The 25,251-nt window shown below is 67.5% G+C and carries 15 protein-coding genes; 8 read left to right on the plus strand and 7 right to left on the minus strand.

Translation table 11 applies throughout. From position 1 onward, the window contains the following. Positions 1 to 86 precede the first annotated feature (86 nt). Genes FHW64_RS23450 through FHW64_RS23470 form a run of 5 tightly spaced genes read left to right on the plus strand, consistent with a single transcriptional unit; the run spans position 87 to position 16,418 of the window. Positions 87 to 10,649 (plus strand): VCBS domain-containing protein, encoded by a 10,563-nt coding sequence (locus FHW64_RS23450; RefSeq protein WP_184530637.1) that lies wholly within the window; start codon positions 87 to 89, stop codon positions 10,647 to 10,649. Positions 10,650 to 10,683: 34 nt separating this feature from the next. Then, positions 10,684 to 12,222, plus strand: coding sequence for a TolC family protein (locus FHW64_RS23455; RefSeq protein ID WP_184530638.1), 1,539 nt, complete (start codon positions 10,684 to 10,686; stop codon positions 12,220 to 12,222). Further along, on the plus strand, positions 12,200 to 12,985 hold the full coding sequence (locus FHW64_RS23460) for an efflux RND transporter periplasmic adaptor subunit (protein WP_184530639.1): 786 nt from the start codon (positions 12,200 to 12,202) through the stop codon (positions 12,983 to 12,985). The genes FHW64_RS23455 and FHW64_RS23460 overlap by 23 nt, the downstream gene beginning before the upstream one ends. Next, complete coding sequence (locus FHW64_RS23465) at positions 12,982 to 14,325, plus strand: HlyD family efflux transporter periplasmic adaptor subunit (protein WP_311733353.1); 1,344 nt, start codon at positions 12,982 to 12,984, stop codon at positions 14,323 to 14,325. Before FHW64_RS23460 ends, FHW64_RS23465 begins: the two co-directional genes overlap by 4 nt. Next, complete coding sequence (locus tag FHW64_RS23470) at positions 14,325 to 16,418, plus strand: HlyD family efflux transporter periplasmic adaptor subunit (protein WP_184530640.1); 2,094 nt, start codon at positions 14,325 to 14,327, stop codon at positions 16,416 to 16,418. Before FHW64_RS23465 ends, FHW64_RS23470 begins: the two co-directional genes overlap by 1 nt. A 1-nt stretch (position 16,419) precedes the next feature. Here FHW64_RS23470 and FHW64_RS23475 read toward each other — a convergent pair whose 3' ends face one another. Next, on the minus strand, positions 16,420 to 16,773 hold the full coding sequence (locus tag FHW64_RS23475) for an energy transducer TonB (RefSeq protein ID WP_184530641.1): 354 nt from the start codon (positions 16,771 to 16,773) through the stop codon (positions 16,420 to 16,422). After that, on the minus strand, positions 16,770 to 17,201 hold the full coding sequence (locus FHW64_RS23480) for a DUF1801 domain-containing protein (RefSeq protein ID WP_184530642.1): 432 nt from the start codon (positions 17,199 to 17,201) through the stop codon (positions 16,770 to 16,772). The genes FHW64_RS23475 and FHW64_RS23480 overlap by 4 nt, the downstream gene beginning before the upstream one ends. 115 nt (positions 17,202 to 17,316) lie before the next feature. On the opposite strand from FHW64_RS23480, the gene FHW64_RS23485 reads away from it, so the two are divergent. Beyond that, positions 17,317 to 18,132 carry a class I SAM-dependent methyltransferase gene (locus tag FHW64_RS23485; protein ID WP_184530643.1) on the plus strand — a complete coding sequence of 272 codons (816 nt, stop codon included), beginning with the start codon at positions 17,317 to 17,319 and terminating at the stop codon, positions 18,130 to 18,132. 30 nt (positions 18,133 to 18,162) lie between these two features. Further along, on the plus strand, positions 18,163 to 18,594 hold the full coding sequence (locus FHW64_RS23490; protein ID WP_184530644.1) for a MarR family winged helix-turn-helix transcriptional regulator: 432 nt from the start codon (positions 18,163 to 18,165) through the stop codon (positions 18,592 to 18,594). A gap of 12 nt (positions 18,595 to 18,606) precedes the next feature. Here FHW64_RS23490 and FHW64_RS23495 read toward each other — a convergent pair whose 3' ends face one another. The 5 genes from FHW64_RS23495 to FHW64_RS23515 form a co-directional block, all read right to left on the minus strand. Continuing rightward, entirely contained in the window at positions 18,607 to 19,053 is a 447-nt protein-coding gene (locus tag FHW64_RS23495) for a MaoC family dehydratase (RefSeq protein WP_184530645.1), read from the minus strand. Positions 19,054 to 19,056: 3 nt separating this feature from the next. Beyond that, on the minus strand, positions 19,057 to 20,337 hold the full coding sequence (gene boxA, locus FHW64_RS23500) for a benzoyl-CoA 2,3-epoxidase subunit BoxA (protein WP_184530646.1): 1,281 nt from the start codon (positions 20,335 to 20,337) through the stop codon (positions 19,057 to 19,059). A 54-nt stretch (positions 20,338 to 20,391) separates the two neighbouring features. Beyond that, positions 20,392 to 21,819, minus strand: a complete 1,428-nt coding sequence (boxB, locus tag FHW64_RS23505; protein WP_184530647.1) for a benzoyl-CoA 2,3-epoxidase subunit BoxB — start codon at positions 21,817 to 21,819, stop codon at positions 20,392 to 20,394. 34 nt (positions 21,820 to 21,853) lie between these two features. Continuing rightward, a complete protein-coding gene (gene boxC / locus FHW64_RS23510) occupies positions 21,854 to 23,524 on the minus strand; it encodes a 2,3-epoxybenzoyl-CoA dihydrolase (protein WP_184530648.1) in 1,671 nt (556 codons plus the stop codon). A 150-nt stretch (positions 23,525 to 23,674) separates the two neighbouring features. Next, positions 23,675 to 24,607: a helix-turn-helix transcriptional regulator gene (locus FHW64_RS23515; protein WP_260306304.1), complete on the minus strand. Its 933-nt coding sequence runs from the start codon at positions 24,605 to 24,607 to the stop codon at positions 23,675 to 23,677. 169 nt (positions 24,608 to 24,776) lie between these two features. Between FHW64_RS23515 and FHW64_RS23520 the strand changes: the two genes are divergently transcribed. Then, complete coding sequence (locus FHW64_RS23520; protein ID WP_184530649.1) at positions 24,777 to 25,241, plus strand: DUF4863 family protein; 465 nt, start codon at positions 24,777 to 24,779, stop codon at positions 25,239 to 25,241. Positions 25,242 to 25,251 lie beyond the last annotated feature (10 nt).

Consider the following 25,251-nt stretch of genomic DNA (forward strand, 5'->3'; position numbering starts at 1 on the left):
TCCCGGCTGATCTGTGTAAGTCTCGTATGTCGTCGCAGCACCCGCCGTGAAGGGGCGGCATGGGTGCGCAACAGGAGACGCGGGAAATGCAGATCAACGTTGCCTCTCAAGTGCCTCATGCTTTCAGACCGCAAACGCACGCCCTGGCGCTAGAGCCGCGAATCCTGTTCGACGGTGCGGCGGCCTCGGCGGTCGACCAGCAGCATCACACCGATCCCGCGCACCCTGCCGAAGCCGCGGCACCTGCCGACGCGGCGCGACCCGCGACCACTGCCGAACCGCCTGCGGCGCCGGCCCAAACCCCGGTACTGCCAGCGACACCCGCGCCGCACCAGCTCGTGGTGGTCGACAGCCGCATCGAGAACCGCGACCAGCTCACCGCGCAGTTGCCAGCCGATGCGCAATTGCTGGTGGTCGAACCCGGCACCGATGGTCTTGCGGCGATCTCGGCCGCGCTCGCACAGATGGGTCCGGTGGATTCGATCCAGATCTTCTCGCACGGCGCGTCGGGCCAGTTCACGCTCGGCAGCCGCACGCTGAGCAGCGACAACATCGCGGCCTCTGCGGATGTGCTGTCGGGTTGGCGCGCCGAGTTGCGCCCGGGTGCGGACATCCAGCTCTACGGCTGCAACGTCGGCGCGGGCGCGCCCGGACAGGCCCTGGTGAGTGAGCTGGCGCACTGGACGGGCGCCGACGTCGGCGCTTCGAACGACAACACCGGCGGCGCCGCAGCCGGCGGCAACTGGACGCTGGAGGTGCGCGCCGGCGACATCGACAAGCCGATCGCGCTCAGCGCCAGCGCCCTCGCCACCTACGACGGCCTGCTCGCCGACGCGGCGCCGACGGTGACTTTCACCAGCGCCGATCCCGTCGTGCTGCTGGGCGACAACTTCAGCTTCACGGTGAACTTCACCAACACGTCGACGCAGATCGGCTACGCGCCCTACATCGACCTGTTCTTCCCCGCCACCGGCCGGGACGGCGACGACGGCGTGACCTTCGTTTCGGCCACCTACCTCGGCCAGGCGCTGCAGACCTACACCTTGACTTTCGACGCCTCGGGCAACGCCACGCATCCGCTGTGGCGCGACGCCAACGGCAACCAGGTGGTGGTCACGGCCGCGAGCGTCGGCATGCAGCCGGGCGACCAGATGGTGGTGGTGGTGCTGCCCTACGGCAGCGTGGCGAACGACCAGCCGGTGATCCCGATCAACGTCACCGCGCACCTGAGCAACCTGGCCGACACCAGCTTCTCCGACGGCTCGCCGAATCTCGGCATCGGGGTGCGCGGCGCCTTCGAGTTCGGCAACGATTCGCTGAACAACCCGACGCAGGACCCGACGCTGGTCGGCGCGCTGGCCCCGGACCTGGTGGTGCACCCCACCATCCTGACGTTCACGCGCAGCATCGACACCATCGAGGGCGAAACAACCACCGGACCGAACTTCCCGCACACGCTGACGGTGACCGCCACGCCCGCGCCCGGGCAGACACTGGACGACGTGGTCGTGAAGCAGCCGATGCCGCCCCAGGTCGTGGTCACGGGCATCACGCCGGGGGCCGGCGGCACCATCACCTCGCTGACGCTGATCGACGGCACGGTCATCGACGGCCCGGCCGAAATCGCCGTGGCGCTGGCGGCAGGGACGTACCTGCGTGACTTCACGGTCACCTACCCCACGATGAGCGCTCCCACCGACACGCAGGTGTCGTTCTACGTTGCGGAGTTCGACAGCGGCGGCGATCCGGTGATCGACCCGGCGACCGGTAACCCGGTCAACATCATCATCGCGGGCGCCACCGCCACGGGCAGCTGGATACCGCTGGACCCGCGCGACCTGGTCCCGCCCGCCACCGACATCGACTTCAGCAGCGTCGGCCAGGGCACCACCTTCATCGCGCGGTCGCTGTCGATCCACAAGGAGTCGTCGGTCGCGGTGGACACCGGCACACCCGGCCTCACCCCCGGCGACACGCTCAACTACGAGCTGGACCTGGCGATCTCGGATTACTTCGCCTTTGGCGAGGACTTCTTCTTCAACGGCTCGTTCATCGTGACCGACCGGCTCGGCGATGGGCAGACTTTCACCGGCACGCCGATGCTGACCTTCACCTTCGAAGGCGTGACGCGCACGGTGCCCGTGGTCTACACCACGGTGGCGAACGCCGACGGCACGACCACGCTGGTGTTCGACCTCGTCGCGACGATCCAGGCCATCAACCCCACGCGCCGGGCGTTCTCCGGCGATCTGGCTGACGATTCCATCCAGCAGGGCCCCACCACCGGGGTGCTGACCTACCAGGCCACGGTCGGCCAGAGCTACACCCTGCCGACCGGCGCGCCGCACCCCGAGATCAACGAGGGCGACCCGGTCGGCAACAACGCCGAGGTGAGCGCCACGCTTCTCGACAGCCTGCTGAGCAACACCGGCGTGGTGCAGCGCGACACGTCGAGCGCCATCGGTACGGTGCCGACGCACAACGTCGACATCCAGCTCACCCAGGTCAACGGCGGCGCACCGCCTTCCGATGGCGAGCTGCGGCCGGGTGACCTCGTCACCTTCAGGCTGAGCTACGACCTCGTCACGAGCGACTACGAGCAGTTCAGCCTGACCGCCTATCTGCCGCAACCACTGCTGACCACGGCCGGCATCACCTGGGCGCAGGGCGGCGGCGCGGGGCAATGGGAACTCACCGGCGGCAACACCAACCTCGGCCCGGTGCTGAGCGTGAGCTCGGGGCCCGGCAACTCGGTGATCTTCAACTTCGGCAGCTATGCCGTCACCGCCACCACGGGCAGCCGCATCGAGCTCGAATTCACCATGCGCGTGGGCGACCAGCCCTTTGCCGATCAGCGCTCGCTCGCCGTGCTCGCCCAATCGCAGCAGCAGACGTCGCTGGATCACGCACAGCTGATTTCCTCCGACATCGCGAACATCACGTCGATTGCAGAGCCTGTGCTCGCCATCCAGCATGGTGTGGTGTCGACGAGCCATGGCACGGTGACCGGGACCACAGGCACCTGGGCCGCACCGGGCACGACCGGGCCGGCGTTCACCGGCAACATCACCGATCTCACCGCGGTGGACGGTCGGGTCGACGGCATCGACGCGAGCGACGTCGTGCGGCTCGCTACCGCGCTCGAGAACACCGGCGGCGGCGGCGCTTTCGACGTGGTGACGAGCATCACGCTGCCGCCCGGCCTGAGCTTCCTGAACGGCAGCCTCGCGGCCGCGAACCTGCAGATTCGGCGCGGCGACGGCACCCTGCTCACAGCGGGCGTCGACTACAGCGTCAGCGGCAACACCATCAGCTTCCTCGACGCCAACGGCATCGCTTCGCTGCTGCCGGGCCGGGCCGGGACGGCGGCGGACACGAGCGGCGCAAACATGGTCGTCATCACCTACGACACGGTCGTGTCCGGCACCATCGATGCCAGCCGCACGATGCAGAGCACCGCGACGCTCTCCAACTACGCGAGCGTGAACGGCGGCCCCGACTTCACGCCGACCGACCTGACCAACACCGCCGACGAGCAGGTGGCGGCACCGACGGTCATCAAGGTCTTCGCGGACGGCACGCTGGACAACGGCGATTCGAGCGCCACGCATACCACCGGCTCCGATCTCGTCATCGGCGAGAGCATGCTCTACGACATCGTGGTCACGCTGCCCGAAGGCGTGACGCAGACGCTCAGCATCGACGACCTGCTGCCCGCGGGCCTGCGGCTGGACACCACGTTCAACGGTGGCGCGGGCTACCAGATCATCACCACGACCACCGGCAGCGGTGCGCTGGGCGCGAACTTCAACGGCGCGGTGATCGCGGGCGCACTCAGCGGCATCGGCGGCACGCTCGGCAACGACGGCGTGGGCGCGCACCTCACGCTGAGCAGCGCCAGCGCGACCGGCGACAACGACACGGGCAACAACAGCTTCGTGCTGCGCGTGCGGCTGGTCGCGAGCAACACGATCGCCAACCAGGCGGGCCGCAACCTTCCGAACAACGCGCAGCTCGGCTACACCGACCCGGACGGCAATGTGCCCAATGGCACCGTACCGGCGGCGGTCACCGTGGCGCTCACCGGGAGCCAACCGACGGTCACGGTGCGCGAGCCCACGCTGGTGATCACGCAGACCACGGCCACCGACCCCGGCATCGGCGTCGACGAAGGCGACACGGTCGAGTTCATCATCACGATCACCAATGGCAGCGCCACGAGCGACTTCGATGCCTTCGACATCCACTTCCTCGACGCCATCCCCACCGAGCTCGCCAATCTGCAATTGCTGAGCGTGACCTACAGCGGTGGCGCGACCAACAACGGGCTGCCGGATTTCGCGCTCACGGCAACCCAGCTCATCTCGGTGCTGAACTCGGACATCGACATCCCGACGGGCGGCTCCATCGTGCTGCACTTCTCGGGCGTGGTGACGGCGCAGGCCGCGAGCCAGGCGGTGATCGACAACCCGATCCAGCTGCAGTGGACCAGCCTCAACGGCACTACCAGCAGCCCCACCGCCGATCCGGCGGGCGAGCGCACCGGTGCCGATGGCGTGCTGGGCAGCGGCGTGCTGAACGACTACCAGCGCCTCTCGAACCTTCTGGTGCCGGTCGCGCAGGCGATCCGCATCTCGCGCGTCGGCGGCCTGCCGGAGACGCCCGCGCCCGATCCCACCAACGCGCCGGTCGAACAGGTCACGATCGGCGAAATCATTCGCTACCGCGTCGCAGTGCTGGTGCCCGAGGGCCAGAACCCCAACTACGAGGTCCGCATCACGCTCCCGGCAGGGCTTGACTTCATCGACCCGGACGCGCTCGTCAACACGGTGCGACTGGCGCTCGTCTCCAACGGCGGGCTGACCAGCGACGCGGCCAACCTGATCGTCGGCGGCACGCTCGCGGTGAGCGGCGACGAGAACAGCCCCGTCGCGCTCTACATCACGCCCGACCTGAGCGGACCCGCACCGGACGGCGTGTTCAATCCGGCACGCATCACGGTTTCGCCGGACGGGCGGACGATCAGCTTCAGCCTCGGCAACCTGACCAACGCGGAGAACGACGTCAACCTCGAAGGCGTGGTGTTCGAGTTCAACGTCCGGGTGACGAACGAAGCGGTCAACCAGTCGACGAGTCCGCTGCTCGGCGTGTCTGCGCACGAGTTCGTGAACAACCTCGCGCGCGCCAACAGCGAAACCGTTTCCGAGCGCATCGTGGAGCCAGGCTTCTCCGGCGTCGACAAGCGCGTGATCGGGTTCGACCCGAATCCGGCGGCTGCGACGGGCACGGCCACGGTCCAGCTCAGCTTCACGAACAACGGCGGCTCGCCGGCCTTCGACACGCATCTTGCCGACGCGATCCCGGGCGGCAGCAACTACACGCTGGTCGGCGTGGTCATCGATGGCATCACCTATGCGCCGGGCACGCTGCCGACCGGCGTGACGGTCGACACCACGAACGGCATCAGCGCCGATTTCGCGCAGCTCAACAACGGCCAGAGCGTGCGGCTCATCTACAGCGTGACGCTGCCGAACACCGCCGCGATCGCGATCAGCAACGCCACGCTGACCTGGACCAGCCTGCCGGACAGCTTCACCGACTGGGGCGGCTCCGCCGTCGGCACGGCGGGCACGACGGATGGCGAGCGCACCGGCGCGGACGGCACCGTCGGCAGCGGCGTGCTCAACGACTACAGGCTCACCGAAGGTGCGGGCCTCGGTGTCATCAGCGGCACGCTGTGGAACGACACCTCGTCCGCGACGAGCTCGACCACGCCCGACGGGCCTGGACTGCCGGGACAGACCGTCACCCTCACGTGGGGCGGCGTGGACAACAACCTCTCGACCACCGCCGACAACCTCACGTTCACCACGACCACCGACATCAACGGCCGCTACCAGTTCGGGCTGCTGCCCGCGGGCAGTTTCCGCATCGACACGCCCACCGGCACGATCACCTACTCGCAGCCGATCGGCGACCTGCGCGTGCGCATCGACACCGACGGCGGCACGCTCGGCCAGATCCTGGTGACGCTCGGCGAGGCGCAGACCACGCAAGCCAATGCAGGCTACGTCGAGCAGAACGACGCGCCGGTCAACCACATGCCGGCCTCCGTACCGGACGGGTTCGAGGACATACCGCTCGAAGTCCACGGCATCACGGTGAGCGACATCGACGTCGACCGCGATCCCGACCCGGCGGGCCGCACGCTGCAGATCACCTTGTCGGTGACCAACGGCACGCTGTTCCTCTCTTCCGCGCAGGCCGGCGTGACCGTCACCGGCGCGAACACCGGGACCATGGTGCTCACCGGCACGGTCGCGGACCTGAATGCCGCACTCGACAAGCTGATGTATCTCGGCCGCCGGGACTTCAACGGCACCGACACGCTGACGGTGCTGACCAACGACCTCGGCAACTTCGGCGATCACAACAGCAACGGCATCCCGGGCGAACTGGCCGATGCGCTGACCGACCAGGACAGCATCGTGCTCACGCTGGAGCCGGTGAACGATGCGCCGATCGCCAACCCCGACACCGCCGATGCACTCGAGGCCGGCGGCACCCGCAACCAGCAGTTCGGCGTGGACCCGCGCGGCGGCCTGCTGGGCAACGACACCGATGTCGACATCGAGACCAACGGCGACATCCTGACGGTGACCCAGATCGGCCTCTCCGGCACCCCGCTGATCCCGGTGGTGCGACTGACCGTCGCGCAGGGACTCTACGGGCGGCTCGTGGTGAACGAGAACGGCATCTACCAGTACATCGTCGACAACAGCAACCCGGCGGTGGAGGCACTGCGCACGGCAGACCAGACGCTGGTAGAGCGCTTCAACTACGTCATCTCGGACCTCGGAGGGCTGACCTCCTCTTCGACGCTCACCGTGACCATCCACGGTGCGAACGACGCGCCGGTCGGCGTGGACGACACCGGCACCGCGATCGAGGCCGGTGGTGTCGCCAACGGCACGCCGGGCGCGGACGCCACCGGCAACGTGCTCACCAACGACACCGACGTCGACAGCGTCGCCAACGGCGAGACGCGGCAGGTGACCGGCATCCGTACCGTGCCGCAGGACGTGCCGGGCCCGGTCACGCCTGTGGCGCTGGGGAGCAGCAGCACCAACGGCACGCTGATCGCGGGCCTGTACGGCACGCTGAGCATCGGCGCGGACGGCACCTATCGCTACGTGGTGAACAACGCCGATCCGACCGTCCAGCGCCTCTCGGTCGGCGAGACGCTCACCGAGACGTTCAGCTATCGGGTCACCGACCGGGCCGGCCTGGACGACGTGGCCAACCTGGTGATCGTGATCCAGGGCCGCAACGACAACCCGGTGGCCAGCGACGATCTCGCGCACGCGACCGCAGGTTCGAACGACGGGACGCCGGCGGCGATTCCCGCCACCGGCAATGTCATCACCGACGCGAGCCGCCCCGGCACTGCGGACCAGCCAGGCGGCAACGGCATCGACCAGGACGTGGACAGCGCCGACAACCCGAACACGGTGCTGCAGGTGAACGGCATCCGGCAGGGCGCCGAAGCCGCAGGCGGCACGCTGACTGCGGTGGGCGGCGCGACGACCATCGCGGGCCTCTACGGGCAGATCACGATCAATCCCGACGGGTCGTTCACCTACAACGTGGACAACATCAATGCGACGGTGCAGGCGCTGCCGCCAGGCGCGACGATCGACGACGTCTTCACCTACCGCATCATCGACACACAAGGCGCGCCGGACACCGCGCAGATCGTTGTGCGCATCACCGGCGTGAACGATGCGCCGATCGCAGGCACGCTCACGGTCGACGCGATCGAGGCGAGCGGCGTCTTCAACGGCACGCCAGGCGTCGATCCAAGCTCCAATATCCATATCGTGGTCAGCGACCCGGATGGAGAGGTCCCCCTGGTGACCAGCATCCAGGACCCGATTACGGGAAGCACCTTTCCCGTTTCAGGCCCGACGCGCACCAACATCCTCACGCCGCTGGGCACCCTCACGATCGGCGCCGACGGTGGGCTGACTTTCACGGTCAACAACAGCAGTCCGATCGTGGAAGCGCTTCGCACCGACAGCGATCGTCTGACGATGAACTTCGCCTTCACCGTCACCGATTCCGGGGGCAAGTCCGCTGTTGGCACCGTGACCGTCGTCATCCACGGCCGCAACGACAACCCGGTGGCGGTCGATGACGGCGTCGATGCGATCGAAGCCGGCGGCACCTTCAACGCCACGCCGGGCCTGGACCCGAGCGGCAACCTGCTCACCAACGACACCGACGTCGATGCCGGCGACACGCGAACGCTGACGGCGATCCGCACCGGCACCGAGGCCGCTGGCGGCACCTTCACCGCGGTCGCTGCGGCCGGCCAGGTCATCCGCGGCCAGTACGGCACGCTGACCGTGCGCCCCGACGGTAGCTATGACTACGCGGTCGACAACACCCTCGCGGCCGTGCAGGCACTGCGCCAGGGCGACACGCTGAACGATGTCTTCAGCTACACGATGGTCGACACCGCCGGCGCTCCGGACATCGCGCAGTTCGCGGTGACGATCCACGGTGCATGGGACGCGCCGGTGGCCAACGACGACCTCGCCTTCTCGGTCGCGGACAACGGGCTCGGCATCTCGATCAACCCGACGAGCAACGTGCTGCCCAACGACACGGATGTGGACCGCCCCGACCTGCTCCATGTCTCGGGCATCCGGGCCGGCCAGGAAGCCGCAGGTGGCGCACTGCAACCCGTCGCCACGGGCACCACCAACACGAACGGCACCGTGATCAACGGCCTCTACGGCCAGCTCGTGATCGGCAGCGATGGACGCTACACCTACACGGTCGATCCCAACAATCCGGACGTGCAGGCGCTCGGTCTGCTGCAGCTTGCGCACGACTACTTCACCTACCAGGCGACCGACCTGGGCGGCCTGAGCGATCTGGCGCAGATCCACATCGTGATCATCGGCCTCAACGACGCGCCCAATGCCTTCCCCGACGATGCCGCTGCTGTCGAGGCCGGCGGGTTGCACAACAACCAACCCGGCGTCGACCCGCGCGGCAACGTGATCACCAACGACACCGATGCCGAGAACGATCCCCTCACCGTGACGCAGGTGCGAACCGGCGGGCTTGCCGTCAGCGGCACGGCCGGCACGGTGGGCTCGGTACTGCGCGGACAGTACGGCGACCTGACGCTCAACGCCGACGGTAGCTATACCTACCTGGTCGACAACAGCCTCCCCGCGGTCGAAGCGCTGCGAACCAGCGGCCAGACGCTGACGGACACCTTCACCTACACCATCCGCGACATCTGGTTTGCCACCTCGTCGGCTGAGCTTCGCATCACCATCGACGGACGCAACGACACGCCGATCGCGAACGACGACAACACCGTCTCGGTCGAGGCCGGCGGCATCGCCAACCAGACGCCGGGCCTGAACCCCACCGGCAACGTGCTTCCCAACGACACCGACGTGGACAGCGTCGCCAACGGCGAGACCCAGCGCGTGGTGACGGTGACCAGCCCCACGGGCGTCACTGCCGACGCGGGCCAAGTGCTCACCGGCCTCTACGGCAGCCTCACGCTCAATGCCGACGGCAGCTACACCTACGTGCTGGACAACACCAACCCCACCGTCCAGGCGCTGCGCACCGCCGACGAGACGATCACCGAGCACTTCACCTACGTCATGCGCGACACCGCCGGTGCGACATCGCAGGCGCGCTTCGATGTGCTGATCCGCGGCGCGAACGACAACCCCGTCGCGGCCGACGACAGCAACGTCGCGTCGAGCGAAATACCCGCGCCGAACGCCACCGGCAACGTGCTGCCCAACGACACCGACGTGGACGGCGGCGACAGCCTGCACGTCGTCGGCATCCGCACCGGTCCCGAGGCCGGCACCGGCACGACGGGCTCCGTCGGCCAGTCGATCGCCGGACGCTACGGCACGCTGGTGCTCAACGCCGACGGCAGCTACACGTACACGATCGACCAGACGAATCCCGATGTCCTCGCGGCGGCAGGGCTCGGGCAGGTGCTGCGCGACACCTTCACCTACACCGTCGCCGATCGCGCAGGCGCGACCGACACCGCGCAGCTTGTCATCAGCCTCGACGTCGCGGCACCGTACATCCCGCCGCCGCCCTACTTCAACACGCTCGCGTCGGAAACCCGCACCGACCAACCGCTGCCGGATGTCCGGCCCATGGTCTACGTCACGCCAGTGGTGCGGCAGGCGAACACGGTGCTGAGCCTCTCGGCCTGGGGCGCGGACGGCAGCGAGTTCTGGTGGCAATTGCCGCAGGAAATCCGGAGCACGTCACTCGGCGGTGGCCTCGGCGAAGTCCCGGGCCAGTACGTCTCGCGCGCGGTGGCGATCAGCCGCGACGAAAGCCAGCTCGACCTGGCATGGGTCAACGGCCGCGAAAGCCGCATCAGCCTGAGTGCGGACGGGCTCCTCGAAAACCCGTCGCTCTTCACCGTCGACCCGGATCGCATGACAACGTCGCCGCCGGCCGAGCCACCACCCGCGCAGCAGCCCACCGCACAGGGCTTCAGCGAGCAGCTTCGCGACGCGGCCCTGCGGCTCAATCCGCTCGGCGCTGCGCTCGCGGCGAATGCCGGATCGCCGCCCCTCTGAACATCGAGAACAACGAGAGCAAGGAAAAGCGCCCATGCATCGACCGCCTCTGAGACTGCTGAATGCCGCGATGGGATCGATCCTGCTGCTGACTGCGTGCGGCTCGCTGGAGCCCACGCCCTACACGCAGGATGAACTGCAAAAGCGCGTGGCCGACGACAAGGTCCGCATGTACGACAACCAGGAGCCGGTGACCACGCCGATCACCTTCTTCGAGGCGGCTGCCCGGGCGCTCAAGTACAACCTCGACTACCGCCTCAAGCTGATGGAGAACGCGCTGGCCGCAAACCTGCGCGACGTCTCGCGCTACGACATGCTGCCGCGGCTGGTCGCATCGGCCGGCTACGTCGGGCGCAACAACGATTCGGGCGGCACATCCATCGGCATCGAAGACCGGCAAGTCAGCCTGCGCGCATCGACCTCGGAAGAGCGCGACCGCAACCTCGCGGGCCTCGGGCTGAGCTGGAGCCTGCTCGATTTCGGCGTCGCCTACTACCGCACCCAGCAGCGCAACGACCAGATCCTGATGGCCAACGAGCGCCGCCGCAAGGTTGCGCAGAACGTGCTGCAGGACGTGCACAACGCCTACTGGCGCGCACTCGGCGCGCAGCGCCTGCTGCCGCAGGTCGACGGCCTGCTGGCCCGCACGTACAAGGCGCTCGAAGCCGCACGCGAGGCCGAGACCAAGGGCCTGCTGCCGCGGCAGGACATCCTCGCCTACCAGCGTGCGCTGCTCGACTCGGTCTACCTGCTCACCGTTCGCCGGCAGGACCTGGAATTCGCGCAGGCCGAACTTGCCGCGCTGATGTCGCTGCCGCCGGGCTCGAAGATGATCCTGGCCGACGTGGAAGAGCCGCCGATGCCGACCATCACCAAGGACGTCGACCGGCTCGAACAGCTCGCGCTCGAGAACCGCCCCGAGGTCATGGAAGAGTGGTACCGCATGCGCGCGGACGACTACGACATGAAGATCGCCAAGGCCCAGTTGTGGCCCAACGTGGCGCTCAACCTCGGCTACCAGTACGACTCCAACATCTACCTCTACAACAACGAGTGGGCATCCGTGGGCCTGCAGGTGTCGCTGAACCTGCTCAAGCTGCTGCAGATGCCTTCGCTGAATGCTGCGCAGGCGAACCAGACGCAGACCGCCGAGGCGCGGCGCGTGGCGCTGTCGATGGCGGTGCTCACGCAGGTGCGCGTCGGCTACCTGCGCTACCAGCTCGCGCGGCAGGAAGTGGACTTTGCCAACGAGAGCGTGCGCGTCGACCAGCGGCTTCTGGAGTACGCGCAGTCCGCGCGCACCGCCTCGGTAGGTACCGAGCTCGAGCTCATCCGCGCGGAGGGCCGCTTCCTGCTGTCGCGCTACCAGCGAGAGGCCGCCTATGCGAGCGCACAGGCCGCGCGCGGCCGTCTCTACAACTCGGTGGGCTTCGACGTGTTGCCCGAGTCGATCGACCAGACCGACGTGAAGACGCTCGCACGCGAGATCGAGCAGCGCCTGGCCGACCAGGAACGCCGCAACATGATGGCCAGCGTCGGAGGAAGCGCCAATGCGCCTGCGCAATCCCAGTGAAAGCCCGATTCGGCGCACGCTGATCGCACTGGCGTTCGGCGCAGGACTGTCGTGCGCGTGGGCAGCCGATCCGCGCGCCACCGCTGCAGCCGTGGCCGACGATCCGGGCGCGATCCGCGTGCTGCTGGCCGCGCAGCTCGAAACCACGCTGTCGAGCCAGATGAACGGCACGCTCGCCGACATGCAGGCGGTGCTGGGCCAGAAGGTCGCGAAGAACGCGCTGCTTGCACAGTTCATCTGCACCGAGACGCAGGCGCGCGCGAAGGTGGCAGGCGCGGAACTCAACCTCGCACGCCAGAACCTCGAAGCCAAGCGCAACCTGCAGAAGCTGAACGCGGCGGGCGATCTCGAAGTGCTCAACGCCACCACCGAGGTCGAAAAGGCCGACGGCGCACTCACGCTCGCGCGCACGCAGGTCGGCTACTGCCAGGTGCGCGCGCCGTTCTCGGGCCGCGTGGCGAAGGTGCTCGCCAAGCCGCACCAGACGGTGAGCGCCGGCACGCCGCTCTTCGACCTGGTGAGCGACGGGCCGCTGAAGGTGCGGCTCAACGTTCCGTCGACGCTGCTGGCGAGGCTCAAGCCGGGCACGCCCGTCGCGGTGTCGATCCACGAGACGGGCAAGACCTATCCCGCGAAGGTGAGCGCGATCAACGCGCGGGTGGACGCCGTCGCGCAGACGGTGGAACTCGAAGCCCGCCTCGACAACGAACATCCCGAACTCATACCGGGAATGAGCGGCATCGCCCGGTTCCCCGGCCAGTGACCACCGAACGCACGCCGCCGCCCGCGCTGCTGATGAACCTGAGCGCGCTGCGCGATCGCGCGCTCGCCGCGCCCACGCTCGACGCGCTGGCCTTCTCGATGGCCAACGATCTCTATCCGCTGCTGCGTTACCGGCAGGCGCTGGTGATGAAGCAGGACGGCGAGCGGCTGGAGTTGCTCAATGTCTCCGGCCTTGCGCGGCCCAGCGAGGATTCGCCCTACCTCGTGTGGCTCCAGCGCGCCGGCAAGTGGCTCGCGAAGCAGATCGACGGCGACAAGCCGCTCTGGCTTGCGCGCGAAGCGGTCGATCCGCCACCCGACATCGCCGAGGGCTGGGCCGAGTGGTGGCCCGCCGGGCTCTGGTGCGTGCCGCTCCGCGACCGCGAGGGCCGCAGGCTCGGCGTGGTCCTCTTTCTGCTCGACCAGCCGCCCGCCGCACCACTGCCACCTTTGCTCGAAGGCGTGTGGCAGACCTGGGCGCACTGCTGGAGCGGCTTCGATGCACGCCGGCGTCTGCCGCGCTGGCGGCCCGGGCGCAAGCAGGTGCTCGTGGTCGTTGCGGTGCTCGCCGCGCTGCTGCTGGTGCCGGTGAGCCAGACCGTGCTCGCGCCGGCGGAGATCGTGTCGCTCAACGCGCAGGTCGTCAGCTCGCCGATCGACGGCGTGATCGCGCGCATGCATGTGCGCCCCAATCAACCGGTGGAGGCGGGCACACTGCTCTTCTCGCTCGACGAGACCACGCTGCGCAACCGCGCGGAGGTGCTGACCAAGGAAGTCGCGGTTGCGGATGCCGAACTCATGGCGGCGAGCCAGCGCGCCTTCGACAACCCGCAAAGCAAGAACGAGCTCACCTTGCTCAACGCCCATTCAAGGCAGAAGCGCGCCGAACTCGCGGCGGTCGAGGCGCAGCTCAAGCGCACGCAGGTGCTGTCCCCACGCGCGGGCGTGGCGGTCTACAGCGATCCCAACGACTGGCTCGGCAAGCCGGTGGCGACCGGCGAGCGCATCCTGCAGGTGGCCGACCCGGCGCAGCCCGCGATGCGCGTGCAGTTGCCGGTCGCCGATGCGATCGCGCTGGAGCCCGGCGCGAAGGTCACGCTGTTCCTCACCGCGTACCCGCTCGATCCGCTGAAGGGGCACATCCTCGAAACCAGCTACCAGGCGAAGCCGAGCGAGGAAGGTGTCTCCTCGTACCGCTTGCTCGCGAGCATCGACGACCCGCCGGCGCATGCACGGCTCGGCCTGCACGGCACCGCCAAGCTGCAGGGCGAGCGCGTGATGCTCGGCTACTACCTGCTGCGCCGCCCGCTCGCTGCCGCGCGCGCTTGGACGGGCTTCTGATGAACATCGACCCCGCCGACCTCCCCACGCCGCCGCTGCGCGAGGACCTGCGGCTGGCTGAAGCCGGCGCGAGCCTGCGCGGCGATCCCGCGTGGGTGATCCAGGACACGGTGGTGAACCGCTTCTATCGCATCGGCTGGCTGGAGTTCGAATGCCTGCTGCGCTGGGGGCAGACCCCGCGCCGCATCTGTGAACAGATCGCCGCGCAGACCGCGCTCGAGCCCGATGTCAGCCAGGTGCTGGGCTTCCGGCGCTTTCTCGAACAGCACCGCCTGCTGCGGCCTTCCCCCGGTGCCGCACCGCCGGCGGGTGGCGGCGGACCATCGTGGCTGAGCTGGCGCTGGTGGCTGCATCACTACCTGTTCTTCCGCATTCCGCTGCTGCGCCCGCAAGTGCCGCTTGCATGGCTCGCGAAGCGGCTGGGCTGGCTGTTCCACCCCATGACCGCATGGCTGGTGATCGTGCTGAGCCTCGCGGGCATCGTGCTGGTGCTGCACCAGTGGGACACCTTCAGGCACGACGTGGTGGAGTCCTTCTCGGCCGAAGGGCTCGTGAGCTTCGCGCTTGCGCTGATCGTCGCCAAGACACTGCACGAGCTCGGCCACGCGCTGGTCGCGACGAGGCTCGGGCTGCGTGTCGCGCACATGGGCGTGGCCTTCGTCGTGATGTGGCCGATGCTCTACACCGACACCGGCGAAAGCTGGAAGCTGCGCAGCGCCAAACAGCGACTCGCGATCGCATCGGCAGGCATCCTCACCGAACTGTCGCTCGCGGGGCTTTCGACGCTGGGGTGGGCCCTTTGCGATCCGGGGCCGCTGCGCAATGCGCTGCTCTATCTCGCGACCACGAGCTGGGTCCTGTCGCTGGCGCTCAACGCGAGCCCCTTCATGCGCTTCGACGGCTACTTCATCCTGTCGGACCTGCTGGACTTTCCGAACCTGCACGAACGGGCGGGGGCACTGGCGCGCGCCACCTTGCGCCGCACGCTGCTGGGGCTCGCAGAACCGTGGCCCGAGCACTTCAGCCCGCCACGGCGTCGGATGCTCGTCGCCTTCGCGATGGTCACCTGGCTCTACCGGCTGGTGATCTTCTTCGGCATCGCGGTGGCGGTGTACCTGTTCTTCTTCAAGGCGCTGGGCATCGTGCTCTTCGCGGTCGAGATCGGTTGGTTCATCGTGATGCCGGTGTGGCGCGAACTGCGCCACTGGTGGGTGCGCCGGCGCGAGGTGACACACGGCCGCCGTCTCGCGATCGGTGCTGTGCTGTTCGCGGTACTGCTGGTGCTCGCGGTGCCATGGCGCACGCAAGTGCACGCACGGGGAGTGGCACGCGCCGAACAGCACCTGCGCATCTATGCGCCCTACCCCGCGCTGCTGCAACAGGTGCGCGCGGCTGGTGACGTCAAGCCGGGCGACACGCTCGCGGTACTGGAAGAACCCGACATCGCCGCGCGCAACATCGGCAACGAAGAGAACATCCGCGGCCTGCGCGAACGGCTCGCCGGACTGATGGCCGATCCATCAGGCCTCGAACAGGATGCGGCCACGCGCCAGCGGCTGATCGCGCAGATGGAGCAGGCGCGCGCCGCGAAGTCGGAAATGTCGCGACTGGTGCTGCAGGCGCCGTTCGCGGGGCGCTGGCTCGATGTCAATCCCGAGTGGGCTGCGGGCCAGTGGATCGGTACGCGCGAACTCATCGGCGTGCTCGCCGACCCTTCGCGCTGGCAGGTGGATGCGTATGTCCGTCAAGATGAAGTGCAGCGCCTGCGCGTCGGCGGCCGTGCGCGCTTCTATCCCGAAGGAGAACTGACACCGATCGAAGGCCGCGTGATCGCGATCGGCACCACGCGCGTCAATCAGCTCGACCATCCGATGCTGTCGTCACGCTACGGCGGCCCGCTCGCGACCGTGCCGCAGGGCGAGCAACTCGTGCCTTCGCCCTCGCTCTTCCAGGTGCTCGTGCAGCTCGACGGACCCGCACCCGAACTGCGCGAGACGCGCGGCCACGTGCAGATCGAGGGAGAGCGGCGCAGCCTGCTCGCCGAAGCGGCCCGGCACCTTGCCGCGGTGGCGATGCGCGAGAGCGGGTTTTGAGTCAGTACGCGCGGATGGCGAAGCGGACCGGCACTTCGCGCCACACCACGCCGCCATCGTCCGGCGTGGGCTTGAACTGCCATTTAGAGACCGTGTCGACCGCAGAGCGGTCCAGGCGCGGATAGCCGCTCGACTGCTTGACCTCCACGGCCGCCGGCCGGCCGTCGGGCGTGGTCCGCACACGCAGGAGCACGGTGCCCTGTTCGCCCTTCTCGCGCGACTCTGCCGGGTAGGGAGCCTCCGGATTCGGTGGGTTCGGCTTCCATTCACCGGTTTGCGCCGGAGCCGCGCACGCAGCCAGCAGCACGACGGCCGCGCTTGCAACGAGGGATTTGGAAATGCGCAGGTATTTCATTCGGGGTCTTTCTTCGTCCGCTTGGGCTTGGGCTTGGTCTTGGCGACAGTGTTCAGCGCGATCGCTGCACGGATGAGCGCCTTGAACGCACTCGCGTCGAGCTTCTCGCCTTCACGGATGTCGATGGCGCGGCGGACATTGCCGTCGAGGCTCGAATTGAAGAGCTTCGCCGGATCATCCAGCGATGCGCCCTTGGCGAAGGTGAGCTTCACGACCGCCTTGTAGGTCTCGCCGGTGCAGATGATCCCGTCGTGCTCCCAGACCGGCGTGCCCATCCACTTCCAGGTCTCGACGACCTCGGGGTCCGCCTCCTTGATGAGCTTGCGCATGCGGGCGAGCGTCTCGCCGCGCCAGTCGCCCAGTCCGGCGATGCGCTCGTCGATCAATTGGGATGGCGGTGGACCCTCGGCCGATTCCGGCTTCTTCATGCGCGTCTCCAGACGTTGCAAAGCGGGCTACTTTATCCGGAGGAGCCGCGCGATTGACACCCCCCGCGGGCCCGCGCACCATCATCGATCGAACCCAACGCCATGGAGGAAGCGCATGAGCAACGCCTTCCGCGATTTCGAGCACGCCGGCTGGGCCGACCCGTCGGTGTGCGCAGGCTACGACGACCTTCTCTCGGGGCTGACGACGCAATCGATCGGGCCACTGCTCGATGCCGCGCACGTGGCCCGAGGCAGCATCGTGCTCGATGCGGCATGTGGCGCGGGCTATGCGGCCGGTGCGGCACTCGCGCGCGGGGCCGAGGTGGTCGGAGTCGACTTCTCCGCAGAGCAGGTGCGGCTCGCCGCGCGGCGCTTTCCGGGCGCGACCTTCGTCGAGGCCGACGCGGGCAACCTGCCATTCGATGGCGAGCACTTCCACGCGATCGTGTCGAACTACGGCGTGCTGCACTTTCCCGATCCCCAGCAATTCTTTCGCGAAGCGTTCCGCGTGCTCAAGCCAAGCGGCCGGCTCGCGTTCACGGTCTGGGAAGTGCCGCAGCAGGCAAGACTCTTCGGCGCGGTGCTCGAGGCGATCACTGCGGCCGGCTCGCAGGACGTCGGACTGCCGGCCGGGCCGCCGATGTTCCAGTTCGCGGATGCAGTGGCGAGCGAGAAGGCCCTGGCGGAAGCGGGCTTTGCCGATGTCGCGGTGACCCGACTGCCGCAGAGCTGGCGCGCGGCCTCGGGCGAGCAGGTCCTGCTGACGGTGAAGACCGGCACGGTGCGCACACGTGGCACGCTGCAGCGGCAGCGCACCGAGGTGCTCGATGCGATCGACGACGCGATCCTCGATCGGCTGGAGCCCTACCGGACGGCAGATGGCTACGAAGTGCCGATGCCCGCGGTGCTGGTTGCGGCGCGCAAACCCTGACGCTGACGCCGCGGGCGCTACATTCGCCCCATGCCAGAACCGAGGGTCCGACTTCTTCACAACCTGCCGCACCTGCTGCGCCGCGCACATTTCGAGTGCGAGGCGCTGTTTCCCGCCGTCTACGGCGATGCGGTGACCCCACGCCAGCTCGCGCTGCTGGTGGCGGTGCAGCAGCGTCCGGGTGCTTCGCAGCGGCAGATCGCGGAGGACATCGGGCTCGATCTCAACACCTGCAGCGATCTTGTCGTGCGCACCGTGGGCAAAGGGTTGCTGTGCCGCGATCGATCGCCGCTGGACGCGCGCAGCTTCTGCCTGCGGCTCAGCGAAGACGGGCGACGGCTGCTGGACGATCACGCCGGCAAGTCGGCGTCGTATGTCGATGCAGTGACTTCGCGACTGAGCGAGGCCGAACGCGCGCAGCTCACCGCACTCCTGCGAAAGCTGCTGGGCTTCGAAGGCTGAGCGCGCCGTGTCTCAGCGCTGAGGCTCGGGGAGCCTGAACAGACTCGTCGCTTCCAGATCGAGCACGGGCAACTCGCGCTGGTTGAAGAGTCGCCAGCGCCAGCGCAGGATGCCGAGCGTCGGGCGCTTGTCAGAACGACGCGCCTCGACCACATCGGCGACGAGTCGCAGGCTGTCACCGGGCCGCACCGGGTTGGGCCACTTCAGGTATTGAAGCCCCGGCGATGCGAAGGACTCGGAGCCCACGAGCGCTGCATCGGTGACGAGCCGCATCGCGATGGCCGCCGTGTGCCAGCCGCTCGCGATCAGGCCGCCGAATGCGCCCTCGGCAGCGCGTTCCGCATCGGTGTGGAACCACTGCGGGTCGTAGGCATTCGCGAACTGGAGAAGCTCTGCCTCGGTCACGAGATAGGGCCCGGCCTCGATGACCTGCCCCTCGTGAAACTCCGAGAACTTCATCCGTCAGTAGGTTTCGAGATGGAGGCGCCCTTCGCGCTTGAGCGCGGCGCCGATGGTGTCCCAGTCGAGCCCGGCCTCGGTCACGACATCGCGCAGCGCCAGCACCACGCCCTCTTCCATGCTCTTCAGGCCGCACACATAGAAGTGGCTCTGGCCGTCCTTCAGCAGTTCGACAAGGTCCGCCTTGCGGTCGCGCATCGCGTCCTGCACGTAGCGCTTGGGCTGCTCCGGCGTGCGCGAGAACGCGAAGTTGATGTCGATGAAGTCCTTGGGCAGCGTCTGCAGGGGGCCGAAGTAAGGCAGCTCCTGCTGCGTGCGTGCGCCGAAGAACAGCATCAGCTTGCCGCCTTCGAACTTGCCGCTCTTGCGAAGGCGCCGGCGCCATTCGGTCATCGCGCGCATCGGTGCGCTGCCGGTGCCGGTGCAGATCATCACGATGTGCGACTTCGGGTGATTCGGCATCAGGAAGGAATTGCCGAAGGGGCCGATGACCTGCACCTTGTCGCCGACCTTGAGGTCGCAGACATAGTTGCTGCACACGCCGCGCACCGGGTTGCCATGGTGGTCTTCCAGCACGCGCTTCACCGTGAGCGAGATGTTGTTGTAGCCGGGCCGCTCGCCGTTGCGCGGGCTCGCGATGGAGTACTGGCGCGCGAAGTGTGGCTTGCCGTTGGCATCGACGCCCGGCGGGATGATCGCGATCGACTGGCCTTCGAGCACCGGGAAGGGCATGCTGCCGAAGTCGAGCACGATGTGGTGCGTCTGGTTCTCGTAGCCCGCTTCGGTGCAATTGAAGTTGCCGACGACGGTGGCAGTGGTCGGTGCCTTCGGCGGGTAGAGGTTGGTGTACGCATGCGCGGCAGACCACGGCGGCGTGGTGGCGCCGTACTGCGCGGAGTTGAAAGCCACTTCGCCCGGCGCGGATGGCGGTTGCGGCACCGCAGAAGCGGCGGCCTGCAACTGCACCTCGTCGCCCGCGCTCAGGCCTTCTGCTTCGAGTTGCTCAGGCGAGAGCTCTGCGGGCAGTTCGTCCCAGGTGAGCTGTTCTTCGATCGAATAAGCGCGCGCCGTGGGCATGGTGCGCCAGTTGTCGATCGACCCCGTCGGGCATGGCGAGATGCAAGCCATGCAGCTGTTGCAGATGTCGGCACGGACGACGTAGTTGCGATCGTCGTGCGTGATGGCGCCCACGGGGCACGTCGCTTCGCAGGTATTGCAGCGGATGCAGATTTCCGGGTCGATCAAGTGCTGCTTGATGACCTTCACTTCAACGGCCATGTCCATCGTGGGTCTCCTTGTCGTCGCAGACGGGTTGCCCCGTCCGCGAACTTCTCATTCTCAGCCGAAGCGAACGTACTCGAAATCGACGGGCTGGCGATTGATGCCCATCACCGGCGGCGCGATCCAACCAGCGAACTTGCCGGGGTCTACGACACGGCCCATCAACGATGCCACGAAAGCGAAGTCTTCGGGAGTCGGCAGCCACTCGCCCTTCTTGGCGTTCCATTCGGCCTCGTTTACCACGCGGCCTTCCGGCGACATCTTGATGCCGGCGAGCGCGCCGATCTGGCGGTTGAAGGCCTTGTGCGGCACGGTGAGGCGGGTCGGGATGCCGGCCTTTTCGAGGACCTTGTTCCAGCGGGCCACGCCGGCGACCGAGTCCTTGATGAAGTCGTCGCGCAGCACCTCGTTGAGCGCGTTGAGCATCGGCACTTCCTTCTCGACGAGCTGGCCGTTCTGCACTTCGAGGACCTTGTAGGTCTGGCCCTTGAGCACGTGGTCGTCGGTGCGCTTGCCTTCTTCGTAGCGGCCCTTGAGGCCCGAGCTGTAGAAGATGGCAGCGTTGCTCGACTGGTCAGCGCCGAAGAGGTCGATGGTGACGCTGTAGTGGAAGTTCAGGTAGCGCTGGATGGTGCCGAGGTCGATGGCGCCGGCCGCACGCACCTTGGCGGGGTCGTCGGTCTTGAGTTCGTTCATCACCTGCGCGGTGCGCTGCAGCACGCGCGAGACGCCGCTTTCACCCACGAACATGTGGTGCGCTTCTTCCGTCAGCATGAACTTGGTCGTGCGTGCGAGCGGGTCGAAGGCGCTTTCGGCGAGCGCAGAGAGCTGGAACTTGCCGTCGCGGTCGGTGAAGTAGGTGAACATGAAGAACGCGAGCCAGTCGGGCGTCTTCTCGTTGAAGGCGCCGAGGATGCGCGGGTTGTCCTGGTCGCCGGACTGCCGCTGCAGGAGCGCCTCGGCTTCTTCACGGCCGTCGCGACCGAAGTGCTTGTGCAGCAGGTAGACCATGGCCCACAGATGGCGGCCTTCTTCGACGTTGATCTGGAACAGGTTGCGCAGGTCGTACATGCTGGGCGCGGTCAGGCCCAGGTGACGCTGCTGCTCGACCGACGCGGGCTCGGTGTCGCCCTGCGTGACGATGATGCGGCGCAGGTTGGCGCGGTGCTCGCCGGGCACGTCCTGCCAGGCCTTCTCGCCCTTGTGGTCGCCGAAGTGGATCTCGCGGTTCGCATCGCCCGGGTTCAGGAAGATGCCCCAGCGGTAGTCGCGCATCTTCACGTGGCCGAACTGGGCCCAGCCTTGCGGGTCGACGCTCACCGCGGTGCGCAGGTAGACCTCGTAGTTGGTCGAGCCGTCCGGGCCCACGTCGTCCCACCAGTTGATGAAGTTCGGCTGCCAGCCTTCCAGCGCGCGCTGCAGCGTGCGGTCTTCGCTCAGGTTGACGTTGTTCGGGATCTTCTCGCTGTAGTTGATCGAGCTCATGTCTTGTTTCCTTGAGTGTTCGTGGGACGGATGATCAGACGCGGTTCATGTCGAAGCCAGCCTTCTGGCCGGTGCCGTAGACCTTCAGTGCGCCCTTCTCGCCGACGGCGTTCGGGCGATTGAAGATCCAGTTCTGCCAGGCGGTGAGCCGGCCGAAGATGCGGGTGGCCATGTTCTCCTTGCTGGCGAAGCGCAGGTTGGCTTCGAGGCCGGTCAGCGCATCGGGCGACATCGCGACGCGCTCTTCGACCGCGATGCGGATCTCGTCTTCCCAGTCGATGTCGTCAGGCGCCATGGTGATCAGGCCGAGCTTGAGCGCCTCGTCCGCATCGAGCGCCTTGCCGGCGGCGCCGCGTGCGGCTTCGAGTGCGGGGACTTCCTCGTAGAAGCGACGCTGCAGACGGCTCTGGTCGTTCACCAGCGGGAAGAAGCCGAAGTTGAATTCGTTGAGCGTGAGCTTCGGTGCCTTGTCGGCATCGTCGGGCAGCGCGAGCATGTACGCGCGATCGGCGGCAAAGGCCAGTTCGGCCAGGGTGCCGGCGAAGCAGGAGCCCGACTCGATCAGCGCGAAGAGGCTGCGCGACGACACATCGAGGCGCGCGAGCGTGCGGCGCAGCAGGCCGATGGTTTCGCGCACCAGCCAGTGGTCCTTGTTGGCGAGCACGGTGGCGTCGCTGGCGAGCACGGCCTGCGCATCGCCTTCGGTCTTGAGCAGCCAGGTGCCGATGTCGAGCTCGTTGGTGCGCATGCAGAGGATCGCGTCGTCGAGCTGGCGGGCCATCGCGAGCGGCCACCAGGCGGTGCCCGCGGCTTCGATGCCGGCGATGTCGGTGGGTTGCGCGGTCTTCGGCGCCTTGACGGTGAAAGTCGCGGTGCGGCGGGCGCGGTCGATCTCGACGGTCACATATTCATAGCGCAGGCTGTCGGGGCCGTCCTCGCGTTCGACGCGGGTGAGGCTCACGCCCTTGCCGTTGCCCGGGCGGTGGCTGCCTTCACCGAGCTTGGCGGCGCGTTCCTGCACGGCAGCACCGAACTGCGCGGGCTTCGCGATCGCATCGACGAGACGCCATTCGACCGCACGCTGGCCACGCACGCCTTCGACACTGGTGCAGAAGATGTCGGCGAGGTCGTGGCGCACGTGGCGCTTGTCGGTCACGCGGGTCAGGCCGCCGGTGCCGGGCAGCACGCCGAGCAGCGGAACTTCAGGCAGCGAGACGGAAGAGGAGCGGTCGTCGACCAGGATGATCTCGTCGCAGGCCAGCGCGAGTTCGTAGCCACCGCCGGCGCAGGCGCCGTTGACCGCCGCGACGAACTTCAGGCCGGAGTGCTTCGACGAGTCTTCGATGCCATTGCGGGTCTCGTTGGTGAACTTGCAGAAGTTCACCTTCCATGCGTGACTCGACACGCCGAGCATGAAGATGTTGGCGCCGGAGCAGAAGATGCGGTCCTTGGCGCTGGTGACGATGACCGAGCGCACTTCCGGGTGCTCGAAACGCACGCGGTTGAGCGCGTCATGCAGCTCGATGTCCACGCCCAGGTCGTAGCTGTTGAGCTTGAGCTTGTAGCCGGGGCGGATGCCGCCGTCTTCCGCGACGTCGAGCGACAGGCGGGCGACCGAGCCTTCGACGCTCAGGTTCCAGTGACGGTACTGCGTGGGGTCGGTGCGGTAGTCCACGCGGGCGGGGTGAGCAGCGGTTTCGGCCATGTCGGTCTCCTTGGGTTCAGGGGCGTTTCGGGGGCATCGAGGAACAATAGTGCATTCGCCTATCGCATGGACATGCATCATGCTGCATGTTTTGAGGCGCGTCAACCCTGGAATGAATTTTTTACAGGCGGTGGATGGACCGGAGGCGGTTCAGCCTTCGTGGAGCATGGTTTCGCGCACGGCATGGCGCAGGAGCTGGAAGCTCTCTGGCAAACCGTGCCCGCTGGTGTCGACGCTCAGGTCGGCCTTCGAATAGAAGGCGGCGCGGCCGGCAAGGATGCGGCGCAGGTCGTCCATGGCCTCCTTGCTGGCGGCCATGGGCCGGGTGTCGCCCTGCGCGGCGACGCGGCCCATGTGTTCCTCGGGCGCGGCCTGCAGCCACACGGTGGTGCAGTGCGCGAGCAGCTGGTTGAAGGTGGCGGGGTCGGACACGATGCCGCCCGGCGTGGCGATGACCACCTCGCTGTAGATCTGGATGGTTTCCTCGAGCGCGCGGCGCTCGTAGCGACGATAGGCGTTGGTGCCGTAGAGATCGTGGATCTCCCGCACGCTGCAGCCGGCGAACTTCTCGATCTCGCGGCTCAGCTCGATGAAGGGCACGTCGAGGTCGTCCGCCAGCATCTGGCCGAGCGTGGACTTGCCTGCACCACGCAGCCCCACCAGTGCGATGCGGCGCAGCCGCGCCGGATCGCCCGCCGCGGTGCCGAGCAGCTCGCCGAGCGCGATGCGGGCGCGGCGCAGGTCGGCTTCGCTGCGGTGCTCCAGCAGTTCGCGGATCAGCAGCCATTCGGGCGAACTGGTGGTCACGTCGCCGACGAGCTCGGCCAGCGAGCACTGGAGTGCGCCGGATACCTGCTGCAGCACCAGGATCGACGCATTGCCGATGCCGTATTCGAGATTGGCGAGATGGCGCTCCGACACGTTGGCCGCCTGCGCGACCGCCTTGCGGGTGAGCCCCCTTCGCGCGCGCAGGTTGCGAACGCGGTCGCCCAGCGCCACCAGCAGCGGGTTCTTGGCCTCTTCGGCCGGCTGGGACGCATCGGTGTCGGCGGTCAGGACCGCGTCGTCGGCTCGCTCATTCATGAGGTTCTTTCACTGTCTTCCGATGGGTGAATCTCAGGGTTATCACCCATTCATGCACTATATTGCTTGACACCCGATTGGTGGGTGCTTATGGTTCGCACACAGGCAAGATACTGCACACCGGCAATTGCCGCAAGCCAGTTTGTCCCCCACGAACCACGAGGCGCCCATGTCCAAGCAAGCCTTCCATCAACTCGTCGCCGATGTCGCGACCCAGATCGCCGGCCGCCCGCTCGACGCGGACCTCGACCAATGGCTCAACACCCACCATGGCGCCGGCAGCCTCACATATGAAGCGCTGAAGCAAGCCTGCATCGGCGGCGTCGCCGAAGGCTGGCTGTGCGAGCGCGAAGGCGGCGGCATCCGCTACGGAAGGGTCTTCAAGGCCGAGGACGCGCTGAACCGCTTCTCGGTCGACGTCGTCGACATGCGTGACATCGCCGGGCCGCATCACACCCATCCGGGCGGCGAGATCGATTTGATCATGCCGCTCGAAGGCGATGCGACTTTCGACGGCCGGCCTGCCGGCTGGTGCGTCTATCCGGCGGGCAGCGCGCACTTCCCGACCGTCGCGCAGGGCCGTGCCCTTGTTCTTTATCTGTTGCCAGAAGGCCAGATCCAGTTCACCAAGTAATAGATAAGCA

It is taken from the genome of Variovorax sp. Sphag1AA (assembly GCF_014192575.1).
Lineage (GTDB): Bacteria > Pseudomonadota > Gammaproteobacteria > Burkholderiales > Burkholderiaceae_C > Variovorax.

What these genes read in the sequence shown, in the direction of transcription:
- FHW64_RS23485 (WP_184530643.1), top strand. Translation starts at nt 17,317, where the DNA reads ATGAGCAACGCCTTCCGCGATTTCGAGCACGCCGGCTGGGCCGACCCG.
- boxC (WP_184530648.1), bottom strand. Translation starts at nt 23,524, where the DNA reads ATGGCCGAAACCGCTGCTCACCCCGCCCGCGTGGACTACCGCACCGAC.
- FHW64_RS23450 (WP_184530637.1), top strand. Translation starts at nt 87, where the DNA reads ATGCAGATCAACGTTGCCTCTCAAGTGCCTCATGCTTTCAGACCGCAA.
- FHW64_RS23515 (WP_260306304.1), bottom strand. Translation starts at nt 24,607, where the DNA reads ATGAATGAGCGAGCCGACGACGCGGTCCTGACCGCCGACACCGATGCG.
- FHW64_RS23460 (WP_184530639.1), top strand. Translation starts at nt 12,200, where the DNA reads ATGCGCCTGCGCAATCCCAGTGAAAGCCCGATTCGGCGCACGCTGATC.
- FHW64_RS23470 (WP_184530640.1), top strand. Translation starts at nt 14,325, where the DNA reads ATGAACATCGACCCCGCCGACCTCCCCACGCCGCCGCTGCGCGAGGAC.
- FHW64_RS23520 (WP_184530649.1), top strand. Translation starts at nt 24,777, where the DNA reads ATGTCCAAGCAAGCCTTCCATCAACTCGTCGCCGATGTCGCGACCCAG.
- FHW64_RS23480 (WP_184530642.1), bottom strand. Translation starts at nt 17,201, where the DNA reads ATGAAGAAGCCGGAATCGGCCGAGGGTCCACCGCCATCCCAATTGATC.
- boxB (WP_184530647.1), bottom strand. Translation starts at nt 21,819, where the DNA reads ATGAGCTCGATCAACTACAGCGAGAAGATCCCGAACAACGTCAACCTG.
- FHW64_RS23475 (WP_184530641.1), bottom strand. Translation starts at nt 16,773, where the DNA reads ATGAAATACCTGCGCATTTCCAAATCCCTCGTTGCAAGCGCGGCCGTC.
- boxA (WP_184530646.1), bottom strand. Translation starts at nt 20,337, where the DNA reads ATGGACATGGCCGTTGAAGTGAAGGTCATCAAGCAGCACTTGATCGAC.
- FHW64_RS23495 (WP_184530645.1), bottom strand. Translation starts at nt 19,053, where the DNA reads ATGAAGTTCTCGGAGTTTCACGAGGGGCAGGTCATCGAGGCCGGGCCC.
- FHW64_RS23490 (WP_184530644.1), top strand. Translation starts at nt 18,163, where the DNA reads ATGCCAGAACCGAGGGTCCGACTTCTTCACAACCTGCCGCACCTGCTG.
- FHW64_RS23455 (WP_184530638.1), top strand. Translation starts at nt 10,684, where the DNA reads ATGCATCGACCGCCTCTGAGACTGCTGAATGCCGCGATGGGATCGATC.